Raw genomic sequence first — 20,276 nt, forward strand, 5'->3', positions numbered from 1 at the left:
GGCCACGCGGGAAGGGCGGAGCCGGCCGGATTCGAACCGGCGTCCTCGTGGTTGTGGAGACCCGCGCGACGACCTCTGCGCTACGGCTCCGCCCGGCCCCGCACACTACCGTCCGGGAATCCGGAAGGAAGGCGCCGTCCGTGGACCGGGAGCCCGACGGGACCTACCCGCCGATCGAGCCGTACGACCACGGCATGCTGGATGCCGGTGACGGCAACCTCGTGTACTGGGAGGTCTGCGGCAACCCGGACGGCAAGCCCGCCCTCGTCGTCCACGGCGGGCCGGGCTCCGGATGCGGGACCCGGCCCCGGCAGTACTTCGACCCGGACCTCTACCGGGTCGTCCTCTTCGACCAGCGCAACTGCGGCCGCTCCACCCCGCACGCGAGCGACCCGGCCGCCGACATGCGGCACAACACCACCGCCCACCTGATCGCCGACATGGAACTGCTGCGCACCCGCCTCGGCATCGGACGGTGGCTGCTGTACGGCGGGTCCTGGGGTTCGACGCTGATCCTCGCGTACGCCCAGCGGTACCCGGAGCGTGTCTCCCAGATCGTGATCCCGGCCGTGACGACGACCCGGCGCAGCGAGACCGACTGGCTCTACCGGGGCGCCGGGCGCTTCTTCCCCGAGGCATGGGACCGCTTCCGGGCCGGCGTCCCGGAGGCCGAGGGCCCCCGGGACCTCGTCGCCGCCTACGCACGCCGGATGGAGAGCCCCGATCCGGAGGTCCGGGCACGGGCCACGGCCGACTGGTGCGCCTGGGAGGACGCGGTGCTCTCCCTGGAGACGTCCACCGGGCCCGCCCCCTACACCGGCCGTCCCGCCCCCGCCCGGCAGGCGTTCGTACGGATCTGCGCGCACTACTTCTCGCACGCCGCATGGCTGGAGGAGGGACAGCTGATCCGCGACGCGCACCGGCTCGCGGGCATCCCCGGGGTGCTGGTGCACGGGCGTTTCGACATGGGCGGGCCGCTGACGACCGCCTGGGAACTGGCGAGGGCCTGGCCGGACGCCGAACTGACGGTGATCGACGGCGACGGGCACCTCGGTGGCGCCGCGACCAGGCGGGCCGTGCTGGCCGCCCTCGACCGGTTCGCCCGGCACGCCTGAGGAGACGGCGACCGTACGAGCGGGGCCGATGCTCCGTCTGTCGCTCCCACCGGAAAGGTTCATCGGAGGTCCAGGCCATGACCCGGTCGTCCTTGCCGCGCTTGAGACCCGGGCTTTCATGTCCGGTGCTCGGTACCGCGGCCCTCTCACGGCATGCGGGCAGGGGCTGTGACTTCCGGTCAGTCCGAGACGATGTCCACCGTGACCGATCCGTATGAGTAGGCGTGCCGCGCGTCGCCGTAATAGTGCGCGGTGTACTGCACGGAGCCCTTCACGCGTGGCAGGTCGACGAAGCTGAAGGTGCCGTCGGCAGCCACCGGGGCAGTGCCGATGTGGGTGCCCTCGCCGAGCGAGGGGTCGTCGAGCCGTATGACGTCGACTGTGGTGCCTGCGGCGAGGGGGACCGGCGAGACCACACGGCCCGTCAGCGTCAGGTCGTGGTTGCGCGGTGAGGCGGCGGGTGCCGTGAGGGTGAGGCTGGTGGCAACCTGCGGCATGTCCAGGACCCTCAGCCCCACGGACGTGGGGTGGCCCGCGCCGAGTTCGGTGACCGCGAAGAGACGCCCGCCGTCGGGCGCCCAGGCCAGGCCCGCCGAGCGGAGCCTGTCCTCGGGCGCGTACAGCTCGTCCGAGGTCGCCTGGAGGTCCCAGTCCTTGAACGGCGCCGTCTCACCCGGCGTGAAGAGCGAGATGTCCGGCTGTCCGCCGCCGGCGTAGGTGCCTGCGGCCATGGTGCCGTCCGGGGCGATGGCCACCGCTACGGGGTTGCCGTCGACCGCGTACTGGCCCTGGTGGGTCAGGTCCGTGGTGCTGAACACCTGGTGCGCGTCGGGCTCGGCGCAGGAGACGACCACCTGCCGCGCGTCCGGCGTCAGCGCAAGGTCCTGCAGGCTGGAGCATCCCTCAGGGCCGGGACCGACGGTCTGCTCGCGCCGCTCGGCCCGCCCGGAGCCCACGTCGTACAGCGCGACGGCGACCGAGTTGCCATCGGCCTCGGCGGCCACCAGGAGGTCCGGATCCGCCGGAGAGGCGACCAGGTACGGAAAGCCGCCGAAATCGTCCATGACGTGATCCAGGGTGACCGTCGGCTCAGCGCCCGAGAGGTCCACGGCGCCGAGCGCGCCCGTCCACGTGTCCTTGGCATAACCGAACCAGAGCTGACCGCCGGCCGTCGCCAGCGAGGTAGGGCCGGCGTACACGCCCGCACCGGTGCCGGTGTCGAACCGCGCGGTTTCCTGCAGGGTGGCGGTGTCCACAGCAGCGATCGCCCCGGCATCCCGCAACGCCACGTAGAGCGTCCCGGAGTCCGCAGAAAGAGCGAGCCCCCAGGCGCCGGCCGCACCGTCGATACGCTGTACGACCTGGCCCTGGTAGTCGGTCACCAGAACGCTGCCGCCGACCGGATCGCTGAGGAAGACGTGCTGGTGGACGCCATCGACCACGATGTCCTTGTACGAGCTGACCGGCAGCGCGCCGCTGTTGGCGTCCGCGCTGGCGGCGGGCGCTCCGGCACCCAGGAGCGCCAGCCCCAGGGCCGCGGTGAGCGCACCCCGCCCCGCTCGTCGTCGAGTCTTCATCTGTATGGTCCCCCTCTTCTTCGCCCGGCACGGACCGTTTCCGCACAGAGCGTGACGGACGAGGCGGCTGGATCTTCCCGACCACCCGTCGTGACCATCAACTTAGGAGGTACCACTGACACATAGTCGGCCCTGGGCCTCGGGCCGCGACCGCCAACGGGCCGCCCATGGCCCGGGGGGCGATCCAGGACCACTGCCGGCCGGGTCCTGCCGGCTACAAGGTCCTGCGCCAACTGGTCCTGACCGACCGCCTCCAGCGCTCTCCCAGCGGCAAGGCCGGCTACCGCTGGGTCCGCACGACGGCGGTGGACGCCGCCGCGGGGGCGGAGGGACCCGTCCAGAGCAAGTTCCTTATAGTCCTGGGGCCGTCCTGGCCTCCAGGGCGGGGGGACGCGGACACCCATACGTTCGCTTGTGAGCTGACATGAGAAGATTCGCGGCCCGATGGCTGCACGCGTGGGCGCCCGCTCTGGCCGCCGTCCTGCTCGTCGGGGGCCAGGCGACGCCCGCCACGGCCCTCGTCCCCGGGGACCCGACGGCGACCGGCCACACCCGCGAGTCGGTGCGCGCGGCAACCTGGAACATGTGTGGGGAGGCAGGCGGTCGGACCGCCTCGGATGCCGGGTACTGCCCCTGGCGGAACGGCGCCGCCACCGGACGGTACGACGAGGACGGCTTCTCGATCCCCGACGGCTCCGGTCCGCGCAGGAAGATGGAGGGTGTCGTCAGGCTCATCAACGAGCGCAAGCTCAACGCCGTGCTCCTCCAGGAGGTCTGCGTCGGCAGGACACCGGGTGACGCCACCGGAACGAGCCACCTCGACGAACTCAAGAAGCTCCTCCCCGCAGGCGAGTGGAGCTTCGCCTCGGCAGGTGTGACCCGGCCCGACGACCCGCATGGGGTGGAGCCCGAGCGCAGGGACCCCGAGCTCCTCGACTCCGAGGGCTCGGACTGCCGTGGCGATCACCTGACCGGCACGCTGAGCAACGCCATCGCCGTCAAGGGAAAGATCACCTGGCGGTCGGAGGACGACTTCGGGACTCCGGTCGGCACCGGCCTCTCCATGAACAGCGGCACCATCCTCTGTGCCGAGGTGGAGGGCTGGGAAAGCCACCTGTGCAGCACGCACATCTCCAACTTCCACTCCGACACGACGAAGGAGAAGAAGGAGCCGCACTGGGAGGTCCCGATCTCGACGGATACGGCAGCGGCCTACTACCAGAAGCAGCTCGACATCGTCGAGCGGGTCGTGAAGCGGTTCCCGTCCGTGGTCCTGGGCGGTGACTTCAACACCAGCAATCAGACAACGCTCAAGCCGCTCTACGACCTGATGGCCGAGTGCGACCAGCGAGCGTACTTCCCCGGCGACGCCGTCAACGAGCACACGAAGCTCACACGGGGTAACGAGGTCACATCGGCCAACGGCGGATACACGTCGTACACCATGACCTCGTCCAAGATCGACTACCTCTTCTCGACCGGCGGTTTCACCGGCTGCGACTCACGGACTGAGTTCGGCGACAGCACGGACTACCTGGTCGCGACCCAGTCGGAGTGTCACCTGGGCAAGAGGAACTGCAGGCCCGACGACGACGCCTACTCCGACCACACCCCGGTCTACGGCTACACCCAGGGCGGCCCCGCCGTCTCCTGGAAGCTCGACGGCAGCGCCACCGCGACGACCGGCCCGACAGACGAGCTGAACGGCTCGAGCGGTGACGGTACGAGCGACTGGCGGACGGCCGAGCACGGCGGAGCGCTGTACATGGACGGCCGGGTGGACGAGGCCATCGTCGCCCGCGCTCCCGCGGTCGACACCACACACAGCTTCACCGTCTCCGCCTGGGCCAAGCTCGACGCCGACGCGGGCACGTCCGCCGTTGTGTCTCAGGACGGCACCCGGGTCAGCGGCATGATCCTCTTCTACAACGCGGGCGACAACTCCTGGCGCTTCGGCCTGCCGAGGGCCGACGCCGACGGCTGGAACATCGACCAGGCCGTCGCGCCCGGCGCGGTCAAGGGCCGGTGGACCAGGCTCACCGGCGTCTACGACGCCTCCACCGGCAAGGTGAGCCTCTTCGTCGACGGCACGAAGGAAGCCGAGACCACGCACACCGCCAGGTGGGCCGCGGCCGGCCCCTTCGTCGTCGGCCGCGACCTCGTCAGCGGCGTGCGGAATGCCGGCTTCAAGGGCCACATCCAGCGGGCCGAGGCATTCTCCTACGCCCTGCGCGACGACCAGGTCGCCTCGTACTCCGGGACCATGACGGCCCCGACCGACAAGAGCGTCGCGATGCCCGTCGTCGAAGGCATGAACTCCCAGGGCTGTCACCAGCACGGCGACCTGTACGGAAACGCCTTCGGCACCGCCGCCACGCTCACGCCGACGCTCACCGCGACGGTCCGGCACCCCGACCCGTCCAAGGACGTGTGGGCCGAGTTCTCCCTGTGGGACAACACCACCTCGACCCAGATCCTGAGCCTGGGCACGCCGGGCTCGAAGAGTTCCACGGTCAAGGGCCAGGGCACCGTCTCGCTCACCGTCCCGACGCTCACCCCCGGCCACAGCTACGGCTGGAGGGTCCGGACGGCCGACGCGACGACCAACAACAACCCCGTCTCCGCCAACTGCCACTTTCTGACGCCCGCCGCCTGATCCCTGCAGGCGAACCCCGCGTGCCCCGGCCGGAAGGTCCCCGGCCGGGGCACGCACCGGGTGCGCCATCGGACGCGCACAACGACCGGCCCCCCGGCCCCGGTGCGGTGCCGAATGCCGTCACTGAGACCCGACACAACGAGCAGCCCGGCAAAGGTTCCCGGTCACAGCACTGTGCGGGAACGCGACTGTGCGCGTTGTCGCGCAAACGGAGGCGGGTGAGTGCCCGACTCTTGCTTGGAGCGCACTCGAAGGCGTTGGCTTGGGACCCATGAAGTACACGCAGCTCGGACGCACCGGACTCAAAGTCAGCCGCCTCGTCCTGGGGACGATGAACTTCGGCCCCCAGACCAACGAGAGCGACAGCCACGCCCTCATGGACGCCGCCCTGGAGGCCGGCGTCAACTTCTTCGACACGGCCAACGTGTACGGCTGGGGCGAGAACAAGGGCCGCACCGAGGAGATCATCGGCACCTGGTTCGCCCAGGGCGGCGACCGCCGGGACAAGGTCGTCCTCGCGACCAAGGTCTACGGCAACATGGGCCCCGACGGCGAGGCGTGGCCCAACCACGACAAGCTGTCCGCCCTGAACATCCGGCGTGCCGTCGACGCCAGTCTCAAGCGGCTCCAGACCGACCACATCGACCTGTACCAGTTCCACCACGTCGACCGGTCCACCCCGGTCGAGGAGATCTGGCAGGCCATCGACGTACTGATCCAGCAGGGCAAGATCCTCTACGCCGGCTCGTCCAACTTCTCCGGCTACAAGATCGCCCAGGCCAACGAGCGGGCCCGGCAGCGGGGCAGTTACGGCCTGGTCAGCGAGCAGTGCATCTACAACCTGATGCAGCGCGGCGCCGAGATGGAGGTCATCCCGGCCGCCCAGGAGTACGGCCTCGGGGTCATCCCGTGGTCCCCGCTGCACGGCGGGCTGCTCGGCGGGGCGATCCGCAAGGAGCGGGAGGGCGGCGGCGCCCGGTCCACGTCCGGCCGCTCCGGCGACGCGCTCGCCGACCCGAAGCTGCGGGCCCAGGTCCAGGCCTACGAGGACCTGCTGGAGAAGCACGGTCTGGAGCCCGGCGAGGCGGGGCTGGCCTGGCTGCTGACCCGGCCCGGTGTCACCGGGCCGATCTCCGGCCCCCGCACCCGGGAACAGCTCGACTCCGCGCTGCGCGCGGTGGAGCTGGAGCTCTCCGAGGAGGTGCTGGCCGGTCTGGACGAGATCTTCCCGGGCCCCGGCCCGTCCCCGGAGAACTTCGCCTGGTAACCGGACCGGCGCACGCCGTGCGGCCGTCCTCGCCGTGGGCTCAGCCCCCGAGGGCGGCCGCCACCGCGACAACAGCGAACATCAGTACGAGTACGGCCGCCATGACGCGGTTCCTGGTCTTCGGGTCCACCCGACGAGCGTAACCGCCCGGCTCACCGCCCCAGCGGCCAGCCCCGTACCACCTCGTACCGCGGCTGCTCCCCGGGCACCCCGCTCACCGGCGGGTTGCTGCGGACCAGGGCCAGCTCCCCGGCCTCCCAGGGCGTCCCCTCGAAGCGCTCCAGGGCCGCGGTGTACGGGGTGAGGTCGGCCGGCACCCGGCTGCGGGCCAGGGTGAGGTGGGGGACGTAGGAGCGGTGCCCCTCCATCGGTACCCCGGCCCGGCGGGCCGCCGCCCCGGCGCGGTCCGCCAGCAGCCGCAGTGTGTCGAGCCCGCCCGCGGCCCCCGCCCACAGGGCCCGCCCGTCGAACCTGCCGCCGCCCCTCAGCCGGAGCTCGAAGCGCCCGGTGCGGTGGGCGGCCCGCTCCAGCCGTTCGTACAGACCGGGCAGCAGTTCCTCCTCCACGTGCCCGAAGAAGGCCGAGGTGAAGTGCCAGCCCGCCCGGCCCGTCCAGCGCAGCTCCCCGGCGCCGGGCAGCCGGCGCAGCGGTGCGACGGCCGCCGCCAGCTCGTCCGCCGCGGCCCCGGGCGGCAGGACCGCGGCGAAGAGCCGCTGGGCGCGAGGGGTGTCCACGGGGCTGCCGGCACTGTTCGCGGGACCGCTCATACGGCGAGTCTGGCAGCGTTCCCGCACCCGCGGGGACGGGTTCCGCGGAGGCGTGCCCCACGGTTCCCGATGTGGAGGCGGGCGGAGCCGCGGGCCGGGGCCCGGAGAACGGCGGCCGCCCCCTCCCGGCGGGGGAGGGGGCGGATGCGGCGGGCCGGGCGGCGGCTCTCAGGCCGCCGTCGCCAGCCGTTCACGCGGGACGAACCGCACATGCGGGTGGCCGGGCCGCAGGTCGACCTTGAGGCGCAGTCCGCCGACGCGGGTCAGCATGAAGCCGACGCCGAGCGCGGCCAGCACGGAGACCGCGCCGCCGGCCATCATGCCGGTCCTCGCGCCGTAGGTGTCGCTGATCCAGCCGACGATCGGGGCGCCCACCGGCGTGCCCCCGGCGAAGACCATCATGTAGAGGCTCATCACCCGGCCGCGCATCGCGGGGTCCGCGGCCATCTGGACGCTGGTGTTGGCGCTGATGTTGGTCGTCATGCCGATCATGCCGATCGGGACCAGCAGCAGCGAGAAGAGCCAGACCGTCGGGGAGAGCGCCGCGACGATCTCCAGCAGGCCGAACACGGTGCCCGCGCCCACCACCATCCGCAGCCGCGAGGAACGGCGCCGGGCGGCCAGCAGGGCCCCGCAGAGGGAGCCGGCCGCCATCAGGATGTTGAAGAAGGAGTACATCCCCGCGCCGCCGTCGAAGATCTCGTCGGCGAAGGCGGTGAGCCAGATCGGGAAGTTGAAACCGAAGGTCCCCACGAAGCCGACCAGCACGATGGGCCAGATCAGGTCGGGCCTGCCCGAGACGTAGCGCAGCCCCTCGCGCAGCTGGCCCTTGGCCCGCTTGACGGTGACGGAGGCGTGCAGCTCGTCGGTGCGCATCATCATCAGGCCGACCAGCGGGGCGATGAACGACAGCCCGTTCAGCATGAAGGCCCAGCCGCTGCCGACCGTGGTGATGAGGACACCCGCGACGGCGGGTCCGATGAGCCGGGCGGACTGGAAGTTCGCGGAGTTCAGGCTGACGGCGTTGCGCAGCTGTGCGGGGCCGACCATCTCGGAGACGAACGACTGGCGCGCCGGGTTGTCGACGACGGTCACCATGCCGAGCAGGAAGGCGATCAGGTAGACGTGCCAGACCTCGACGACGCCGGAGAGGGTCAGTACGGCGAGTGCGACGCCGCACAGGCCGAGCGCTGCCTGGCTGATGAGGAGCAGACGCCGCTTCGGGAGCCGGTCGGCGATCACACCGCCGTACAGGCCGAAGAGCAGCATCGGGAGGAACTGGAGGGCCGTGGTGATGCCGACGGCCGTGGCGGACCCGGTGAGGCTCAGGACGAGCCAGTCCTGCGTGATGCGGGACATCCAGGTGCCGGTGTTGGAGATCACGGCGCCCGTGGCGAACAGGCGGTAGTTGCGGATCTTCAGCGACGAGAAGGTCCCGCCGGTCTTGCTCTCGTGGGTGGAAGTCGGTGCGGGGGCGGAGTCTGCTCCGGATCCCGTACTCAAAAGAGTTCGCCTCCTCTGGCTTATCGGCGTACGTGCTGACGGGGACGCGCGAAAGGGTGCTCCGGACCTCGGTCCGGGGCACCCCGGGTCACAGGTGGGCCAGCTTCTCCAGCACGGGCGCGGCGGCCCGCAGCTTCTCCCACTCGTCCTCGTCCAGGCCCTCGGCGAGGCCGGCCAGCCAGGCGTTCCGCTTGGAACGGCTCTCGGCGAGCATGGCTTCCGCCTGCTCGGTGCGGCTGACCATCTTCTGCCGACGGTCATCGGGGTGCGGTTCCAGCCTGACCAGGCCCTTGGCCTCCAGCAACGCGACGATGCGGGTCATCGACGGCGGCTGTACGTGTTCCTTTCGGGCCAGCTCACCGGGTGTGGCGGAGCCGCAGCGGGCGAGGGTCCCGAGCACCGACATCTCGGTGGGGCTCAGCGACTCGTCGACGCGCTGGTGCTTCAGACGCCGGCCCAGGAGCATCACGGCGGAGCGAAGGGAGCTCACGGCGGCGGCACTCTCGCCGTCGTGGATCAGGTCAGGCATGGTCCTTAGCGTAACTCATTAGCTATGCTAAATACCAGCTACAGGTGCACCCGGAAGAAACTGATCACCCGAACGAGTGAGTATAGGCCGGAAAGACACGCGAAACCGCTGCGTGTGCCGGGACCCTTCTGGCATGGGATCGACAGTGCTCAGCCTGCGGATAGACGGTGAGCTGCTCGACCGGCTCAAGAAGCGCGCCGCACGACGTGGCATGAGCGTCCAGGACTACGTGGTCCGCACGCTCGTCCGCGACGACTTCGACGAACGCTTCAGCGCCGCCGTCGACGAGACGGAGAAGTTCTACGGGGCGGACCTCGGTCACGGCGACCCGGCCGACCGGGTCACCTGACCGAGGTCCGCCCCGCAGGGGTGACCGCGTGCCGCGGTGTTCACTGTCCCGCCACGGTCCCCGGCGGCGCACCGCCGGCCGTGGGCGGGTGCGTCACGTGAGGCCGAGCGCCGGCATCGCGTAGTAGAAGACGAAGACCGCCGACACGGCGTACATCGCCACCGGCACCTCACGCCCGCGGCCCGCCGCCAGGCGCAGCACGCAGAAGGCGACGAAGCCGATGCCGATGCCGTTGGTGATCGAGTACGTGAACGGCATCATCAGCATCGCGAGGAACGCCGGGATCGCGAGCGTGTAGTCGCTCCAGTCGACGGCCCGGACCGAGCCCACCAGGATCAGGAAGCCGACCGCGACCAGCGCCGGGGTGGCCGCCTGCGAGGGGACCATCGTCGCCAGCGGCGTCAGGAACAGCGCCACCGCGAAGAGCAGACCGCTGACCACGCTCGACAGGCCGGTGCGCGCGCCCTCGCCGACGCCCGCCGTGGACTCCACGAAGCAGGTACCGGCGGAGGAGGAGGTCGCACCGCCCGTGGCGACGGCGACGCCGTCGATGAACAGGACCTTGTTCATGCCCGGGAAGGTGCCGTTCTTGTCCATCAGCTTCGCCTCGTCGCCGACCCCGAGGATGGTGCCCATCGCGTCGAAGAAGCAGGACAGCAGCACCGTGAAGACGAAGAGGACGCCGGTGAGGATGCCGACCTTCTCGAAGCCGCCGAACAGGCTGACCTCACCGACCAGGCCGAAGTCGGGGGACGACACCGGGTTGCCCGGCCACGCGGGGGTGGTCAGGCCCCAGGCGCCCGCGGGCAGGTCGGCGATCGCGTCGATGACCACCGCGACGACGGTCATCGCGACGATGGAGATCAGGATCGCGCCCGGCACCTTGCGGACGATCAGCGCGAGGGTCAGCAGCGTGCCGAGCACGAAGACCAGCACCGGCCAGCCGTTGAGGTGGCCGTCGTTGCCGAGCTGGAGCGGCACGGTGGTGTGCGCGGCGTCCGGGATGCGGGAGACGAAGCCCGAGTCGACCAGGCCGACCAGCAGCACGAAGAGGCCGATACCCATCGAGATGCCCTTGCGGAGCGACATCGGCACGGCGTTCATGACGCGTTCGCGCAGACCCGTGGCGACGAGGAGCATCACCACGAAGCCCGCGAGGACCACCATGCCCATGGCGTCCGGCCAGCTCATCCGGGGGGCCAGCTGGAGGGCGACCACGGTGTTGACGCCGAGGCCGGCGGCCAGCGCGATCGGGACGTTGCCGATGACGCCCATCAGGAGCGTGGAGAACGCGGCCGTCAGCACGGTGGCCGTGACGAGCTGGCCGCCGTCGAGCTGATGGCCGTACATGTCCTTCGCGCTGCCGAGGATGATCGGGTTCAGCACGATGATGTACGCCATCGCGAAGAACGTGGCGAATCCGCCACGGATCTCGCGGGCGACCGACGATCCCCGCTCGGAGATCTTGAAGAAGCGGTCCAGGCCGCCGGAGGGCTGCTGCGGAGCCGGGGGCGGCGTGGGGTCGACCTTAGCGGTGGCCGAGGGGGACATGTGTGACCTTCAGTCGCGCATCGAGGGGAGTAAGACCGACCGGCAAGGAAGGGACGGTCTGATATCGGTCAGCTTTGGATGTTTGCACGAATAAAACAAGACAACCAGAAGCAGATTCAGTATGAATACATCAGGCGAAGATCGCTATCTCCGCGCGTAGACCCATGGGCCGACTGCCGCGTCCGGCCCTTCGGGGCCAGGTCCTAGACTGAGCGCATGGAGAAGTGGACACCGAAACACGAGGCGCCCGAGCCCCTGGAGGGCCCGGTCGTCGCCACCATCACCGGCGGCACGATCCTCTGGTTCGTCCTCTTCCTCGTGCAGCTCCCCTTCTACGGCTGGTACGACGACCACGGGCACACCTGGTGGCTGTGGTGCTGCCTGACCGGCGGGGGCCTCGGCCTGATCGGCGTCTGGTACGTACGGGCGCGGGACGCGGCGATCAAGCGGGACGCCGCCGAGCGCGCCGGGGCCGGGAGCGCCGGGGCCGGCGGCGCGGACGCCGGCCGCTGACCCCGGGCCGGCGGTCCGGCCGGGAGCCGGACCCGGTGCGGCGCCCGGGTGGTACCACGGGACCGTTCCGGTCCGACCGCGGTCGGATCTTCGGCCGTCCGCCGGGTGAAGCCCCGCTTCCGCCCGTACCGTCGGAGCCATGACTCAGCGGGCACCCGACTCCTCCGGCGAGCAGCCGGACTCCCTGCCGGACTCACCCGGACCCCCGTCGCCGGGCGGGCTGAGCAGCGCCGAGGTCGCCGAGCGGGTCGCCCGCGGCGAGGTCAACGACGTACCCGTACGCTCCTCGCGTTCCGTCACCGAGATCGTCCGCGCCAACGTCCTCACCCGGTTCAACCTGATCATCGGCGTGCTCTGGGTGATCATGCTGTGCGTGGCGCCGATCCAGGACAGCCTCTTCGGCTTCGTGATCATCGCCAACACCGGCATCGGCATCGTCCAGGAATGGCGCGCCAAGAAGACGCTGGACAGCCTCGCGGTCATCGGTGAGGCGAAGCCCACCGTCCGCCGCGACGGCCGGGCCGCCGAGGTGTCCGTCTCCGGGATCGTGCTGGGGGACCTCGTCGAGCTGGGACCGGGCGACAAGGTCGTGGTCGACGGCACCGTCGCCGAGGCGGACGGCCTGGAGATCGACGAGTCGCTGCTGACCGGCGAGGCCGACCCGGTGGTGAAGCGGCGGGGCGACCCGGTGATGTCCGGCAGCTTCGTCGTCGCCGGGGGCGGGGCCTTCACCGCCACCAGGGTCGGCCGCGAGGCCTACGCGGCCCAGCTCGCCGAGGAGGCGTCCCGCTTCACCCTGGTCCGGTCGGAGCTGCGCAGCGGCATCAGCACCATCCTCAAGTACGTGACCTGGATGATGGTGCCGACCGCGATCGGGCTGATCATCAGCCAGCTGGTCGTCAAGGACAACAACTTCAAGGACTCCGTCGCCCGTACCGTCGGCGGGATCGTGCCGATGATCCCCGAGGGCCTGGTGCTGCTGACCTCCGTGGCCTTCGCGATCGGTGTCATCCGGCTCGGCCGCAAGCAGTGCCTGGTGCAGGAGCTGCCCGCCATCGAGGGGCTGGCCCGGGTGGACGTCGTCTGCCTGGACAAGACCGGCACCCTGACCGAGGGCGGTATGGACGTCACCGGTCTGCGGACGCTGAACGGCACGGACGAGGAGTACGTCCGCCGGGTCCTGGGCGCCCTCGGCGCCTCCGATCCCCGGCCCAACGCGAGCCTCCAGGCGATCATCGATGCCCATCCGGACGGCGGCGGCTGGTCCGTCACGCAGACGCTGCCCTTCTCCTCCGCCCGCAAGTACAGCGGCGCCGCCTTCGACGAGGGCGACGGCGGCGCCTCCGCCTGGCTGCTGGGCGCCCCCGACGTGCTGCTGGCGGCCGGTGACCCGGCCCTCGCCGAGACCGGCCACCTCAACGAGCAGGGGCTGCGGGTCCTCCTGCTGGCCCGGGTCCGGGGCCGGATCGACGCCCCGGACGCGGCGGACGGGGCGGAGCCCACCGCGCTGGTCGTCCTGGAGCAGCGGCTGCGCCCGGACGCCGGGGACACCCTGGCGTACTTCGAGGAGGAGCGCGTCCAGGCGAAGATCATCTCCGGTGACAACGCGGTCTCGGTCGGGGCGGTCGCCCAGAAGCTGGGCATGCCGGGCGCGGAGCGCACCATGGACGCCCGGGAACTGCCCGCCGGGCACGACGCGATGGCGTCCGAGATCGAGCGGAACGCGGTCTTCGGCCGGGTCGCCCCGCAGCAGAAGCGGGACATGGTCGCGGCGCTCCAGTCCCGGGGGCACACCGTGGCGATGACCGGCGACGGGGTCAACGACGTGCTGGCGCTGAAGGACGCCGACATCGGCGTCTCGATGGGCTCGGGCTCCGAGGCGACCCGCGCGGTGGCCCAGATCGTGCTGCTCGACAACAGCTTCGCCACGCTGCCGTCGGTGGTGGCCGAGGGCCGGCGGGTGATCGGCAACATCACCCGGGTCGCCACCCTGTTCCTGACCAAGACCGTCTACTCGGTGCTGCTGGCCGTCCTGGTGGTGTGCTTCCAGGTGGAGTACCCGTTCCTGCCCCGCCATCTGACGCTGCTGTCCACGCTGACGATCGGGGTGCCGGCGTTCTTCCTGGCGCTCGCCCCGAACAAGGAGCGCGCCCATCCCCACTTCGTACGCCGGGTCATGCGGTACGCGATCCCCTCGGGGGTCATCGCGGCGGCGGCCACCTTCACGACGTACCTGGTGGCCCGCCACCACTACGCCGGGACCGGCGCCCTGGACGCCGAGACCAGCACGGCGACGCTCACCCTGTTCCTGGTGTCGATGTGGGTACTGGCGATCATCGCCCGCCCCTACACCTGGTGGCGGGTGCTCCTGGTGGCGGCGATGGGGCTGTGCTTCCTGGTCGTACTGGCGGTGCCGTGGCTCCAGGACTTCTTCGCGCTGAAGCTGGTCGGCACCACGATGCCGTGGGCCGCGGTGGGTATCGCGGTGGTGGCGGCCGCCGCCCTGGAGGCGGCCTGGAGAATGGTCGGCCGCCGCTTCCGGTCCTGAGTGCTCTCCCGTCGGCCCCCGGCGGGCGCGCGGCTCCGGCAGGGGCCGACGGGGCGCCCCCCGGTCTCCCGGGCGGGAGGCCGGGGGGCGCCGGACGCCTACTTCACGTCGACGTAGTCACCCGCGGCCGAGACGGCCGGCGTGGTGGACGTGCCCGCGAAGCTGAAGCGCCAGTAGCCGTCGGCCGAGGCCTTCACGGTGGTCTTCAGCGTGCCGGTGCTGCTCGACTTGATGGTCTTGACGGTGGTGTAGGTGCTGGAGCCCTTCTTGCGGAACTGCAGCTTGACGGGCTGCTGGGTGTAGCCCTTGTAGGTGCCGGTGTCCCAGTGGGCGCGCGTCAGCTTGCCGGTGACCGTGAGGGTCTTGCCCTTCTTCACGGGCTCCGGACCGGCGTTGGCGGTCAGCTTGGAGAAGCGCTGGACCTTGGTCTTGCCGAACTTGGTGTTGTCGACGATCTGGCCGTCGTTGCTGAGCACGGCGGCGGCCACGTGCCAGGACGTGGCGTCCGAGTTGATCATGAACGCCGGGTCGAAGGTGACGGAGAGCGTGCAGGTGGAGGTGGTCGCGTTGACCGCCTTGCACTTCGCGGCGTCCTCGTTCTGGAAGAAGCCGAAGCTGTCCTCCGACTCGATGTCGTCGCCGATCCACAGGGCGGTGCCCGCGTCGGCGATGCCCGAGTCGTCGGTCGCGGTGATCGCGACCGAGTACTTCTGCGGCGACTTGGTGCCGACCACGACCGGCTTGCCGCCGTTGACGACGACCTTGGTGATCTTGAGGTCGTCGGTCGCGGTGACCGACCGGGCGGCCATCCGCTCCGGGGCGGCCTGCCGCGGCGCGAAGAGCCCGGAAGGCGTCCACGACCGGCCGTCGTCCGCCTGGGCGGCCGGGACGGCGAGAGCGGAAAGGGCCAGGGCGCCGCTGACGGCGGCAACAGTGGCACGAATACGCATGTGTTCCCCTGATGGAGAAGGGGACCCGCGGCCTGAGGTGTGGCCTGCGGGGCCCATCTGGTCGATGAGTCTGCTGACTCGAACGTTCAGACGAGCCCCGGTCGTGAATGGTTGTGCTGATCATGAATTTTCGGTGAAGATCACACGCCTCGGGTGACCGGGGCCCCGCGGCCGCGCCCCGGTCGCCCGTACCGCCGGGGCCCCTCAGTCGAACCAGCGGTCCCGGGCCAGTTCCCCGGTACGGGAGGGGTCCTCCAGCAGGGCCGCCACCTCGAAGCGGCGCGGCCACTGGCCGGCCGCCCACGCCAGACCGGCCGCCACTCCCTCCAGGGTGGCCGCGTGGACCACCCCGTCCGGGGTGCGCCGCCAGTCCAGTTCGACCCCGCCGGCACGGAGCTCGGTGTGCTCGACATAGGTGCCGGGGGTGGCCGCGCCGAGCAGGACCCGCACCGGGTCCGGGACCCGGCGCTCCTCCCCCTCGGTCGTCACCCCCGCCTCGACGCTCTCGCCGAGCCGCCGCACCTGGAGCAGCTCCGCCAGCTCCGCCGCCCGCGCGGGCGCCACCGGCAGCAGCGGGAGGCCCGCGGCGAGCGGCAGCACGTCCGGGGCGTCCGCGATCACGGCGTCCGCCGCGTCCACCACCCGGACCTCACCGTCCACCACGGCCCGCAGCTCATCCGGGAGGGTGACCTGTTCGGGGTCCAGGGCGGCCATCTCGGTGTAGAGGGCGTGCAGTTGCGCGGGGCCCACGGTCCGGTCCCCGTCCGCCAGCCTGCCCAGCAGTTCCGCCGCACCGCCCGGCTCGTCCAGCAGGGACTCCAGCGAGGTCCGCACCCCGAGGGCCCGCAGCACCTGCGCGTCGTCGAAACCGCTCGCGTCGACCGCGTCGTACAGCCCGTCCAGACGGGGATCGCCGCCGGCCGCGCGCAGGCCGGCCGGCCTGCGGCCGCCGAGGACCGGGTGGTCACGCAGCCACCAGGCGGTGTAGGGGCGCACGGACCGCGTCGTACCGTCCGGGAGCAGCACCCGCACCGGCTGGGTCAGCGCGTCGCGCAGCGGGGGCCGGGCGAGCATCGCGAGCGCCTGCGGCCAGGCGTCGTCGTCGACGAGGTCCAGATCGCGTACGGCGACGAGTTCGGTGGCCACCGGGGGCACCGGGGTCTCGGGCAGCTGGTCCAGGACGTCCTCGCACCACACGTCGACGGCGTCCAGCAGCCCGGCGTCGTCGGGCTCGGCGAAGTCGCCGTCACGGGGCTCCAGTTCGTCCGGGTCCAGGACGACGTCGAAGGCGCGTACGAGGGTGAAGCCGGCCAGCACCCCGCAGGCGGTCAGCGCCTGCTCGCCCCAGCGGTCGGCCAGCTCCCGGTCGCACAGGGCGAGTTCGTCCTCCCGCATGATCGCGGCGAACGGGCTGCCGGGCAGCACGAGTTCACCGGCGGGCGTGAGCTCACCGTCCTCGTCGGGCAGCGCCAGGGCACCCAGCCAGGGCTCGTCGCCGGGCTCCAGCTCCGCGTCCCGCACGAGGGCGAGCACCGTGTCGGCGAGCTCCTCGGCGGCCGGCGCCTCCTCGTCCCAGATTTCGCCCGCGTCCAGCGACCCGGCGACCGCGGCCCGCACCTGAGGGGTGGTCAGCACGGCGCGGGGGGTGGCGGGCAGGGCGCCCAGCTTCTCCAGCAGCGGGTGGACGGCGTCCGGGTGGGCGACCTTCAGCCCCAGCCGGGCCAGCAGGCCGAGATCCGGTCCGGCCACCGCGTCCGGCACCGGGAGGAGGACCTGGCGGGGCCCGACGGTGGTGCGGGGCACGCCGTCGGCGCCGCCCTCGCCCGCGAGCGGGACGGGCAGGCCGGTGAGCCGGTCCGGATCGGTCCCGGCCAGGGCCGCGTACAGCCGGTACCACCACTCGGGGGCGCGTTCCAGGCCGGCCAGCCGGTCGACGGCCTCGGTCAGCGGAACCCGGGCGACCCCGAGCGTGCGCAGCTCGGCCCGGCGCTCCAGCCCGGCGGGCAGCAGGCAGGGCAGCACCTCGGCGAGCACCCGCACGGTCTCGGCGCCGGCCCCCTCGACGACCTCGGCCTCCATCGGGCGCAGCGCGGCACCCGTCCGCCGCACGGCGCCCACGGCGTCGTCCTCCCAGGCGGCCGGGTCCCCGGACTCCGCGTCCGGGTCCCGGGGAGCCGCGGGTTCCAGGAACGCCACCTTCCCCAGCCGCTCCATGATCGCCGCCCGCAGCGCGCCGTCCAGCTGCCCCTGGCCGAGCGGCCCCGGCACGAGCGCGATCGTGGCGACGGAGACCGGCTCCCACGCGGCCAGCAGGTCCGCGTAGGCGTCGGCGGCACGCTCGACCAGGAAGTCGGTCAGCGGGCCCGGGGCCGGGTGGCGGCGGGTGGTGTCCAGCGGCAGCGAGGCGATCAGCAGCGCCGGCACGCCGAGCGGTTCGTCGGTGGGCGTCGGGGCGTGCACCACCGGCGCGGTACGCGGGGCGCGCGGCGCCCCCTCCTCGTCGACGGGCACCGCCCAGGTCACCGACCAGTGCGGGCGCAGCCGCTCCTCCACCGGCCGGTCGGCGAGCAGCTCCCGCCCGAGCGCTCCGTGGCGTACGACGGTGCGCCAGCGGCGCGTTCCGTCCGCCGAGTCCTCGACATGGGTGTAGGGGCCGTGCTGCGAGCGGCTCAACGTCCGCACGCCGTCCGGGGTCTCGACGACGACCTCGGCCAGTCCGGGCAGGGTGAGCAGCAGCGCGTCGTCCACCGAGGCGAGCAGCCGGGACACCAGGTCCTCCGCCACGCCGTCCCGCAGGGGCAGCACCACCACGGTGTCGTAGCCCTCGGGGGCGGTGCCCTCGGCGGGCAACGGCAGCCGCAGCAGCGGTACATGGCCGTCGCGGCGGCGCAGCTCGTCCCCGAGGCCGGGGCTGCCGAGCGACGCCTGCCGGGCGAGGTCTCGGGCCTCCGCGAGGGACCAGCGCACCCCGCCGTGCCGGCCGACGAGCGCGGGCTCGTCGCTGACCGCGAGGACGGCCGCGAACCCGACGCCGAACCGTCCGACGGCCTGGTCGTGGCCTTCGCGTTTGGCCGAGGCCCGCAGGGTGCTCAGGGACTCCACACCCGCCGCGTCCAGGGGCGCGCCGGTGTTGGCGGCGGCCAGCACCGCACGGCCGTCGCCGGCCTCGTGCAGGGTCAGACGGAGCCGGCCGGGGACACCGGCGCGGGCGGCGGCGTCGGCGGCGTTCTGCGCCAGCTCGACGACGAGCCGGTCGCGGTAGCCGCCGAGGACCAGGTCCTCCTCGGCGTTGGCGTCCTCACGGAAACGCGCCGGTCCGGCGCCCCAGGCGTCGAGCACGCCGCGCCGCATCCGCGCCGTCCCGAACGGATCGGCCCCCTCGGTCGCATTGATGCCCACGCTCGTAACTCCGCTCTTCCGGTGACCCGTGACGCCCAGTGTGCGCCCGAAGGTACCGCGCCCGGCGAGCTCCCCGGTCAGGGGCGGACGACGGCCCGCGCGAACGGGGCCGCCCCCGCCCGGCCGCGGGCCGTGCGCCGGTCTCTCAGGAGTGGCCCAGGTCCTCCGTGGGACCGTCCGCCCGGGCCGGTACGGAACCGGAGTCCTCGGCCGGGCGCAGCGCGTACTCGTCCACCCGCCAGGTGTCCAGGGCGTGCGGCACCGGCTTCGGCGGTTTCGGCATCACGGCGGCCTCGGAGTGCCCGCCGCAGCCGTACGCCAGCGAGACCACACGCCCGTCGGCCGGGGCGAACTCGTTGGCGCACACCCCGAACGCCTGCCGCAGCGAACCGGCCATCGGCACCAGGAACGCACAGGTCACACAGGTCGCCGGGGCGGCCTGGGCCATCGGGGTCCGGGGGCCGAACTCCTCGTCCCACCGGTCCGCCGCCAGCTGCAGCCCGTACCGGGACAGCACCCGCGCACGCCGCATCCCCAGCTCTTCGGCGATCGCGGCGATCTCACCCCGGCCGGACCGCGCGGGCCGGGTCGTCAGCTCGGCGTCCTCCAGGTCGGCGAGGTCCTCGATCTCCCCGGTCAGCCCGGCGACCGCCGAGTTCGGCGGCGCCTCGTCCTCACCGGTCCAGCCGGGCTCCAGCCGGGGGTCCTCCGCCTCGGTGGGCAGCAGGTCGCCGGGGCCCATGTCGCCGGGCCGCAGCCGTTCGCTCCACGGCACCCACTCCGGGGCGAGGAGCGCGTCGGAGCCCGGCAGCAGCACCGTTTCGTCGAGGGTGACCTTCTTCGCCCGGGACGCGCGGGCGACGGTCACCGCCCAGCGCCAGCCCCGGTAGCCGGGGTCCTCGCACTCGAAGTAGTGCGTGACGACCCGGTCACCCTCGGAGACGACCGCCACGTGCTCGCCCACCACACCGGGTGCGGCGGCCTCCTCGGCGGCCTCCCGGGCCAGGTCTACCGCTTCGGCGCACAGGCGGTCGGGGGCGGGGGTACGGGCCGTACGGCTTCGCGTCGTCGCAGCACTCACAGGTCTCGCTTCTCTCCATACGCCGTCTCACGAGCGCGCCTGCAGCCCATCGATGTCCGATTTCGGCTGTCACCGGTGCGGGCGGAGCGGACCTGGGGGCCGCGTCGACGTCCACACCCGTGGTGCCTGCCTCAGGGCTGTCCCGTGGGACGGCCCCTCGGGCGCGCCTTCTGCCACCCATTCTGCGGGATCGCGAAGATGCGCGCGGCCAAGAACAATCGCCGGTGGCGCGTGACAGCACGCTACCCTCTCCGCCGCCCGGCGCCCACCTGCCCGTCCCGAAGAGGACCGAACCCGGCGTGACCCGGCCCCGGCGACGGGCGGGCCGGACCGGGGGACCGGGCGGGCCGGGCCCGGGAAACCGCACGGTCCGGGACCGGGGAGCCGGGCGGACCGGGCGGACCGGGGAGCCGCACGGACCGGGTCACGGAACCGCACGGGCATCGCGGCGCGCGGGGCGGGGAGGGCCGG

14 protein-coding genes and 1 tRNA gene are annotated in these 20,276 nt (G+C 72.3%); 6 read left to right on the top strand and 9 right to left on the bottom strand.

The annotated features are described in order from the left end of the window. Positions 1–16 precede the first annotated feature (16 nt). Positions 17–90: transfer RNA gene (locus CP967_RS14520), tRNA-Trp, on the bottom strand. 50 nt (positions 91–140) lie between these two features. On the opposite strand from CP967_RS14520, the gene pip reads away from it, so the two are divergent. Beyond that, the gene (pip, locus tag CP967_RS14525; protein WP_150488392.1) at positions 141–1,115 is read left to right on the top strand and encodes a prolyl aminopeptidase; all 975 of its coding nucleotides are present in this window, start codon (positions 141–143) and stop codon (positions 1,113–1,115) included. Between the two features lie 179 nt (positions 1,116–1,294). On the opposite strand, the gene CP967_RS14530 is transcribed toward pip, so the two are convergent. Then, complete coding sequence (locus tag CP967_RS14530; protein ID WP_150488393.1) at positions 1,295–2,692, bottom strand: YncE family protein; 1,398 nt, start codon at positions 2,690–2,692, stop codon at positions 1,295–1,297. A 424-nt stretch (positions 2,693–3,116) separates the two neighbouring features. On the opposite strand from CP967_RS14530, the gene CP967_RS14540 reads away from it, so the two are divergent. After that, the gene (locus CP967_RS14540) at positions 3,117–5,348 is read left to right on the top strand and encodes a LamG-like jellyroll fold domain-containing protein (protein ID WP_150488394.1); all 2,232 of its coding nucleotides are present in this window, start codon (positions 3,117–3,119) and stop codon (positions 5,346–5,348) included. 271 nt (positions 5,349–5,619) lie between these two features. Continuing rightward, on the top strand, positions 5,620–6,615 hold the full coding sequence (locus tag CP967_RS14545) for an aldo/keto reductase (protein WP_150488395.1): 996 nt from the start codon (positions 5,620–5,622) through the stop codon (positions 6,613–6,615). 152 nt (positions 6,616–6,767) lie between these two features. Here CP967_RS14545 and thpR read toward each other — a convergent pair whose 3' ends face one another. The 3 genes from thpR to CP967_RS14560 all read right to left on the bottom strand — a co-directional run bounded on the left by thpR (position 6,768) and on the right by CP967_RS14560 (position 9,414). Next, positions 6,768–7,382: an RNA 2',3'-cyclic phosphodiesterase gene (thpR, locus tag CP967_RS14550; RefSeq protein WP_150488396.1), complete on the bottom strand. Its 615-nt coding sequence runs from the start codon at positions 7,380–7,382 to the stop codon at positions 6,768–6,770. A gap of 168 nt (positions 7,383–7,550) precedes the next feature. Next, a complete protein-coding gene (locus tag CP967_RS14555) occupies positions 7,551–8,885 on the bottom strand; it encodes an MFS transporter (protein WP_150488397.1) in 1,335 nt (444 codons plus the stop codon). 88 nt (positions 8,886–8,973) lie between these two features. Next, positions 8,974–9,414 (bottom strand): MarR family winged helix-turn-helix transcriptional regulator, encoded by a 441-nt coding sequence (locus tag CP967_RS14560; RefSeq protein WP_103516457.1) that lies wholly within the window; start codon positions 9,412–9,414, stop codon positions 8,974–8,976. Positions 9,415–9,547: 133 nt separating this feature from the next. Between CP967_RS14560 and CP967_RS14565 the strand changes: the two genes are divergently transcribed. Continuing rightward, positions 9,548–9,763, top strand: a complete 216-nt coding sequence (locus tag CP967_RS14565; RefSeq protein ID WP_190175175.1) for a hypothetical protein — start codon at positions 9,548–9,550, stop codon at positions 9,761–9,763. A 93-nt stretch (positions 9,764–9,856) separates the two neighbouring features. Here CP967_RS14565 and CP967_RS14570 read toward each other — a convergent pair whose 3' ends face one another. Beyond that, on the bottom strand, positions 9,857–11,314 hold the full coding sequence (locus tag CP967_RS14570) for an NCS2 family permease (protein ID WP_150488398.1): 1,458 nt from the start codon (positions 11,312–11,314) through the stop codon (positions 9,857–9,859). A 216-nt stretch (positions 11,315–11,530) separates the two neighbouring features. Here CP967_RS14570 and CP967_RS14575 point away from each other — a divergent pair, with 216 nt between their 5' ends. Next, the gene (locus CP967_RS14575; protein ID WP_150488399.1) at positions 11,531–11,827 is read left to right on the top strand and encodes a DUF2530 domain-containing protein; all 297 of its coding nucleotides are present in this window, start codon (positions 11,531–11,533) and stop codon (positions 11,825–11,827) included. Between the two features lie 139 nt (positions 11,828–11,966). Then, positions 11,967–14,375, top strand: coding sequence for an HAD-IC family P-type ATPase (locus tag CP967_RS14580; protein ID WP_150488400.1), 2,409 nt, complete (start codon positions 11,967–11,969; stop codon positions 14,373–14,375). 98 nt (positions 14,376–14,473) lie between these two features. On the opposite strand, the gene CP967_RS14585 is transcribed toward CP967_RS14580, so the two are convergent. The 3 genes from CP967_RS14585 to CP967_RS14595 form a co-directional block, all read right to left on the bottom strand. Then, entirely contained in the window at positions 14,474–15,325 is an 852-nt protein-coding gene (locus CP967_RS14585) for a DUF5707 domain-containing protein (RefSeq protein WP_150488401.1), read from the bottom strand. A gap of 204 nt (positions 15,326–15,529) precedes the next feature. Further along, a complete protein-coding gene (locus CP967_RS14590) occupies positions 15,530–18,718 on the bottom strand; it encodes a sacsin N-terminal ATP-binding-like domain-containing protein (protein WP_150491847.1) in 3,189 nt (1,062 codons plus the stop codon). 151 nt (positions 18,719–18,869) lie between these two features. Then, complete coding sequence (locus CP967_RS14595) at positions 18,870–19,805, bottom strand: DUF3027 domain-containing protein (RefSeq protein WP_150488402.1); 936 nt, start codon at positions 19,803–19,805, stop codon at positions 18,870–18,872. Positions 19,806–20,276 lie beyond the last annotated feature (471 nt).

It is taken from the genome of Streptomyces nitrosporeus, from assembly GCF_008704555.1.
GTDB classification, from domain to species: domain Bacteria; phylum Actinomycetota; class Actinomycetes; order Streptomycetales; family Streptomycetaceae; genus Streptomyces; species Streptomyces nitrosporeus.

Coding starts and splice junctions, on each gene's coding strand:
- CP967_RS14570 (WP_150488398.1), bottom strand. CDS start 11,314: ATGTCCCCCTCGGCCACCGCTAAGGTCGACCCCACGCCGCCCCCGGCT.
- CP967_RS14540 (WP_150488394.1), top strand. CDS start 3,117: ATGAGAAGATTCGCGGCCCGATGGCTGCACGCGTGGGCGCCCGCTCTG.
- CP967_RS14545 (WP_150488395.1), top strand. CDS start 5,620: ATGAAGTACACGCAGCTCGGACGCACCGGACTCAAAGTCAGCCGCCTC.
- thpR (WP_150488396.1), bottom strand. CDS start 7,382: ATGAGCGGTCCCGCGAACAGTGCCGGCAGCCCCGTGGACACCCCTCGC.
- CP967_RS14565 (WP_190175175.1), top strand. CDS start 9,548: ATGGGATCGACAGTGCTCAGCCTGCGGATAGACGGTGAGCTGCTCGAC.
- CP967_RS14530 (WP_150488393.1), bottom strand. CDS start 2,692: ATGAAGACTCGACGACGAGCGGGGCGGGGTGCGCTCACCGCGGCCCTG.
- CP967_RS14580 (WP_150488400.1), top strand. CDS start 11,967: ATGACTCAGCGGGCACCCGACTCCTCCGGCGAGCAGCCGGACTCCCTG.
- CP967_RS14585 (WP_150488401.1), bottom strand. CDS start 15,325: ATGCGTATTCGTGCCACTGTTGCCGCCGTCAGCGGCGCCCTGGCCCTT.
- CP967_RS14560 (WP_103516457.1), bottom strand. CDS start 9,414: ATGCCTGACCTGATCCACGACGGCGAGAGTGCCGCCGCCGTGAGCTCC.
- CP967_RS14575 (WP_150488399.1), top strand. CDS start 11,531: ATGGAGAAGTGGACACCGAAACACGAGGCGCCCGAGCCCCTGGAGGGC.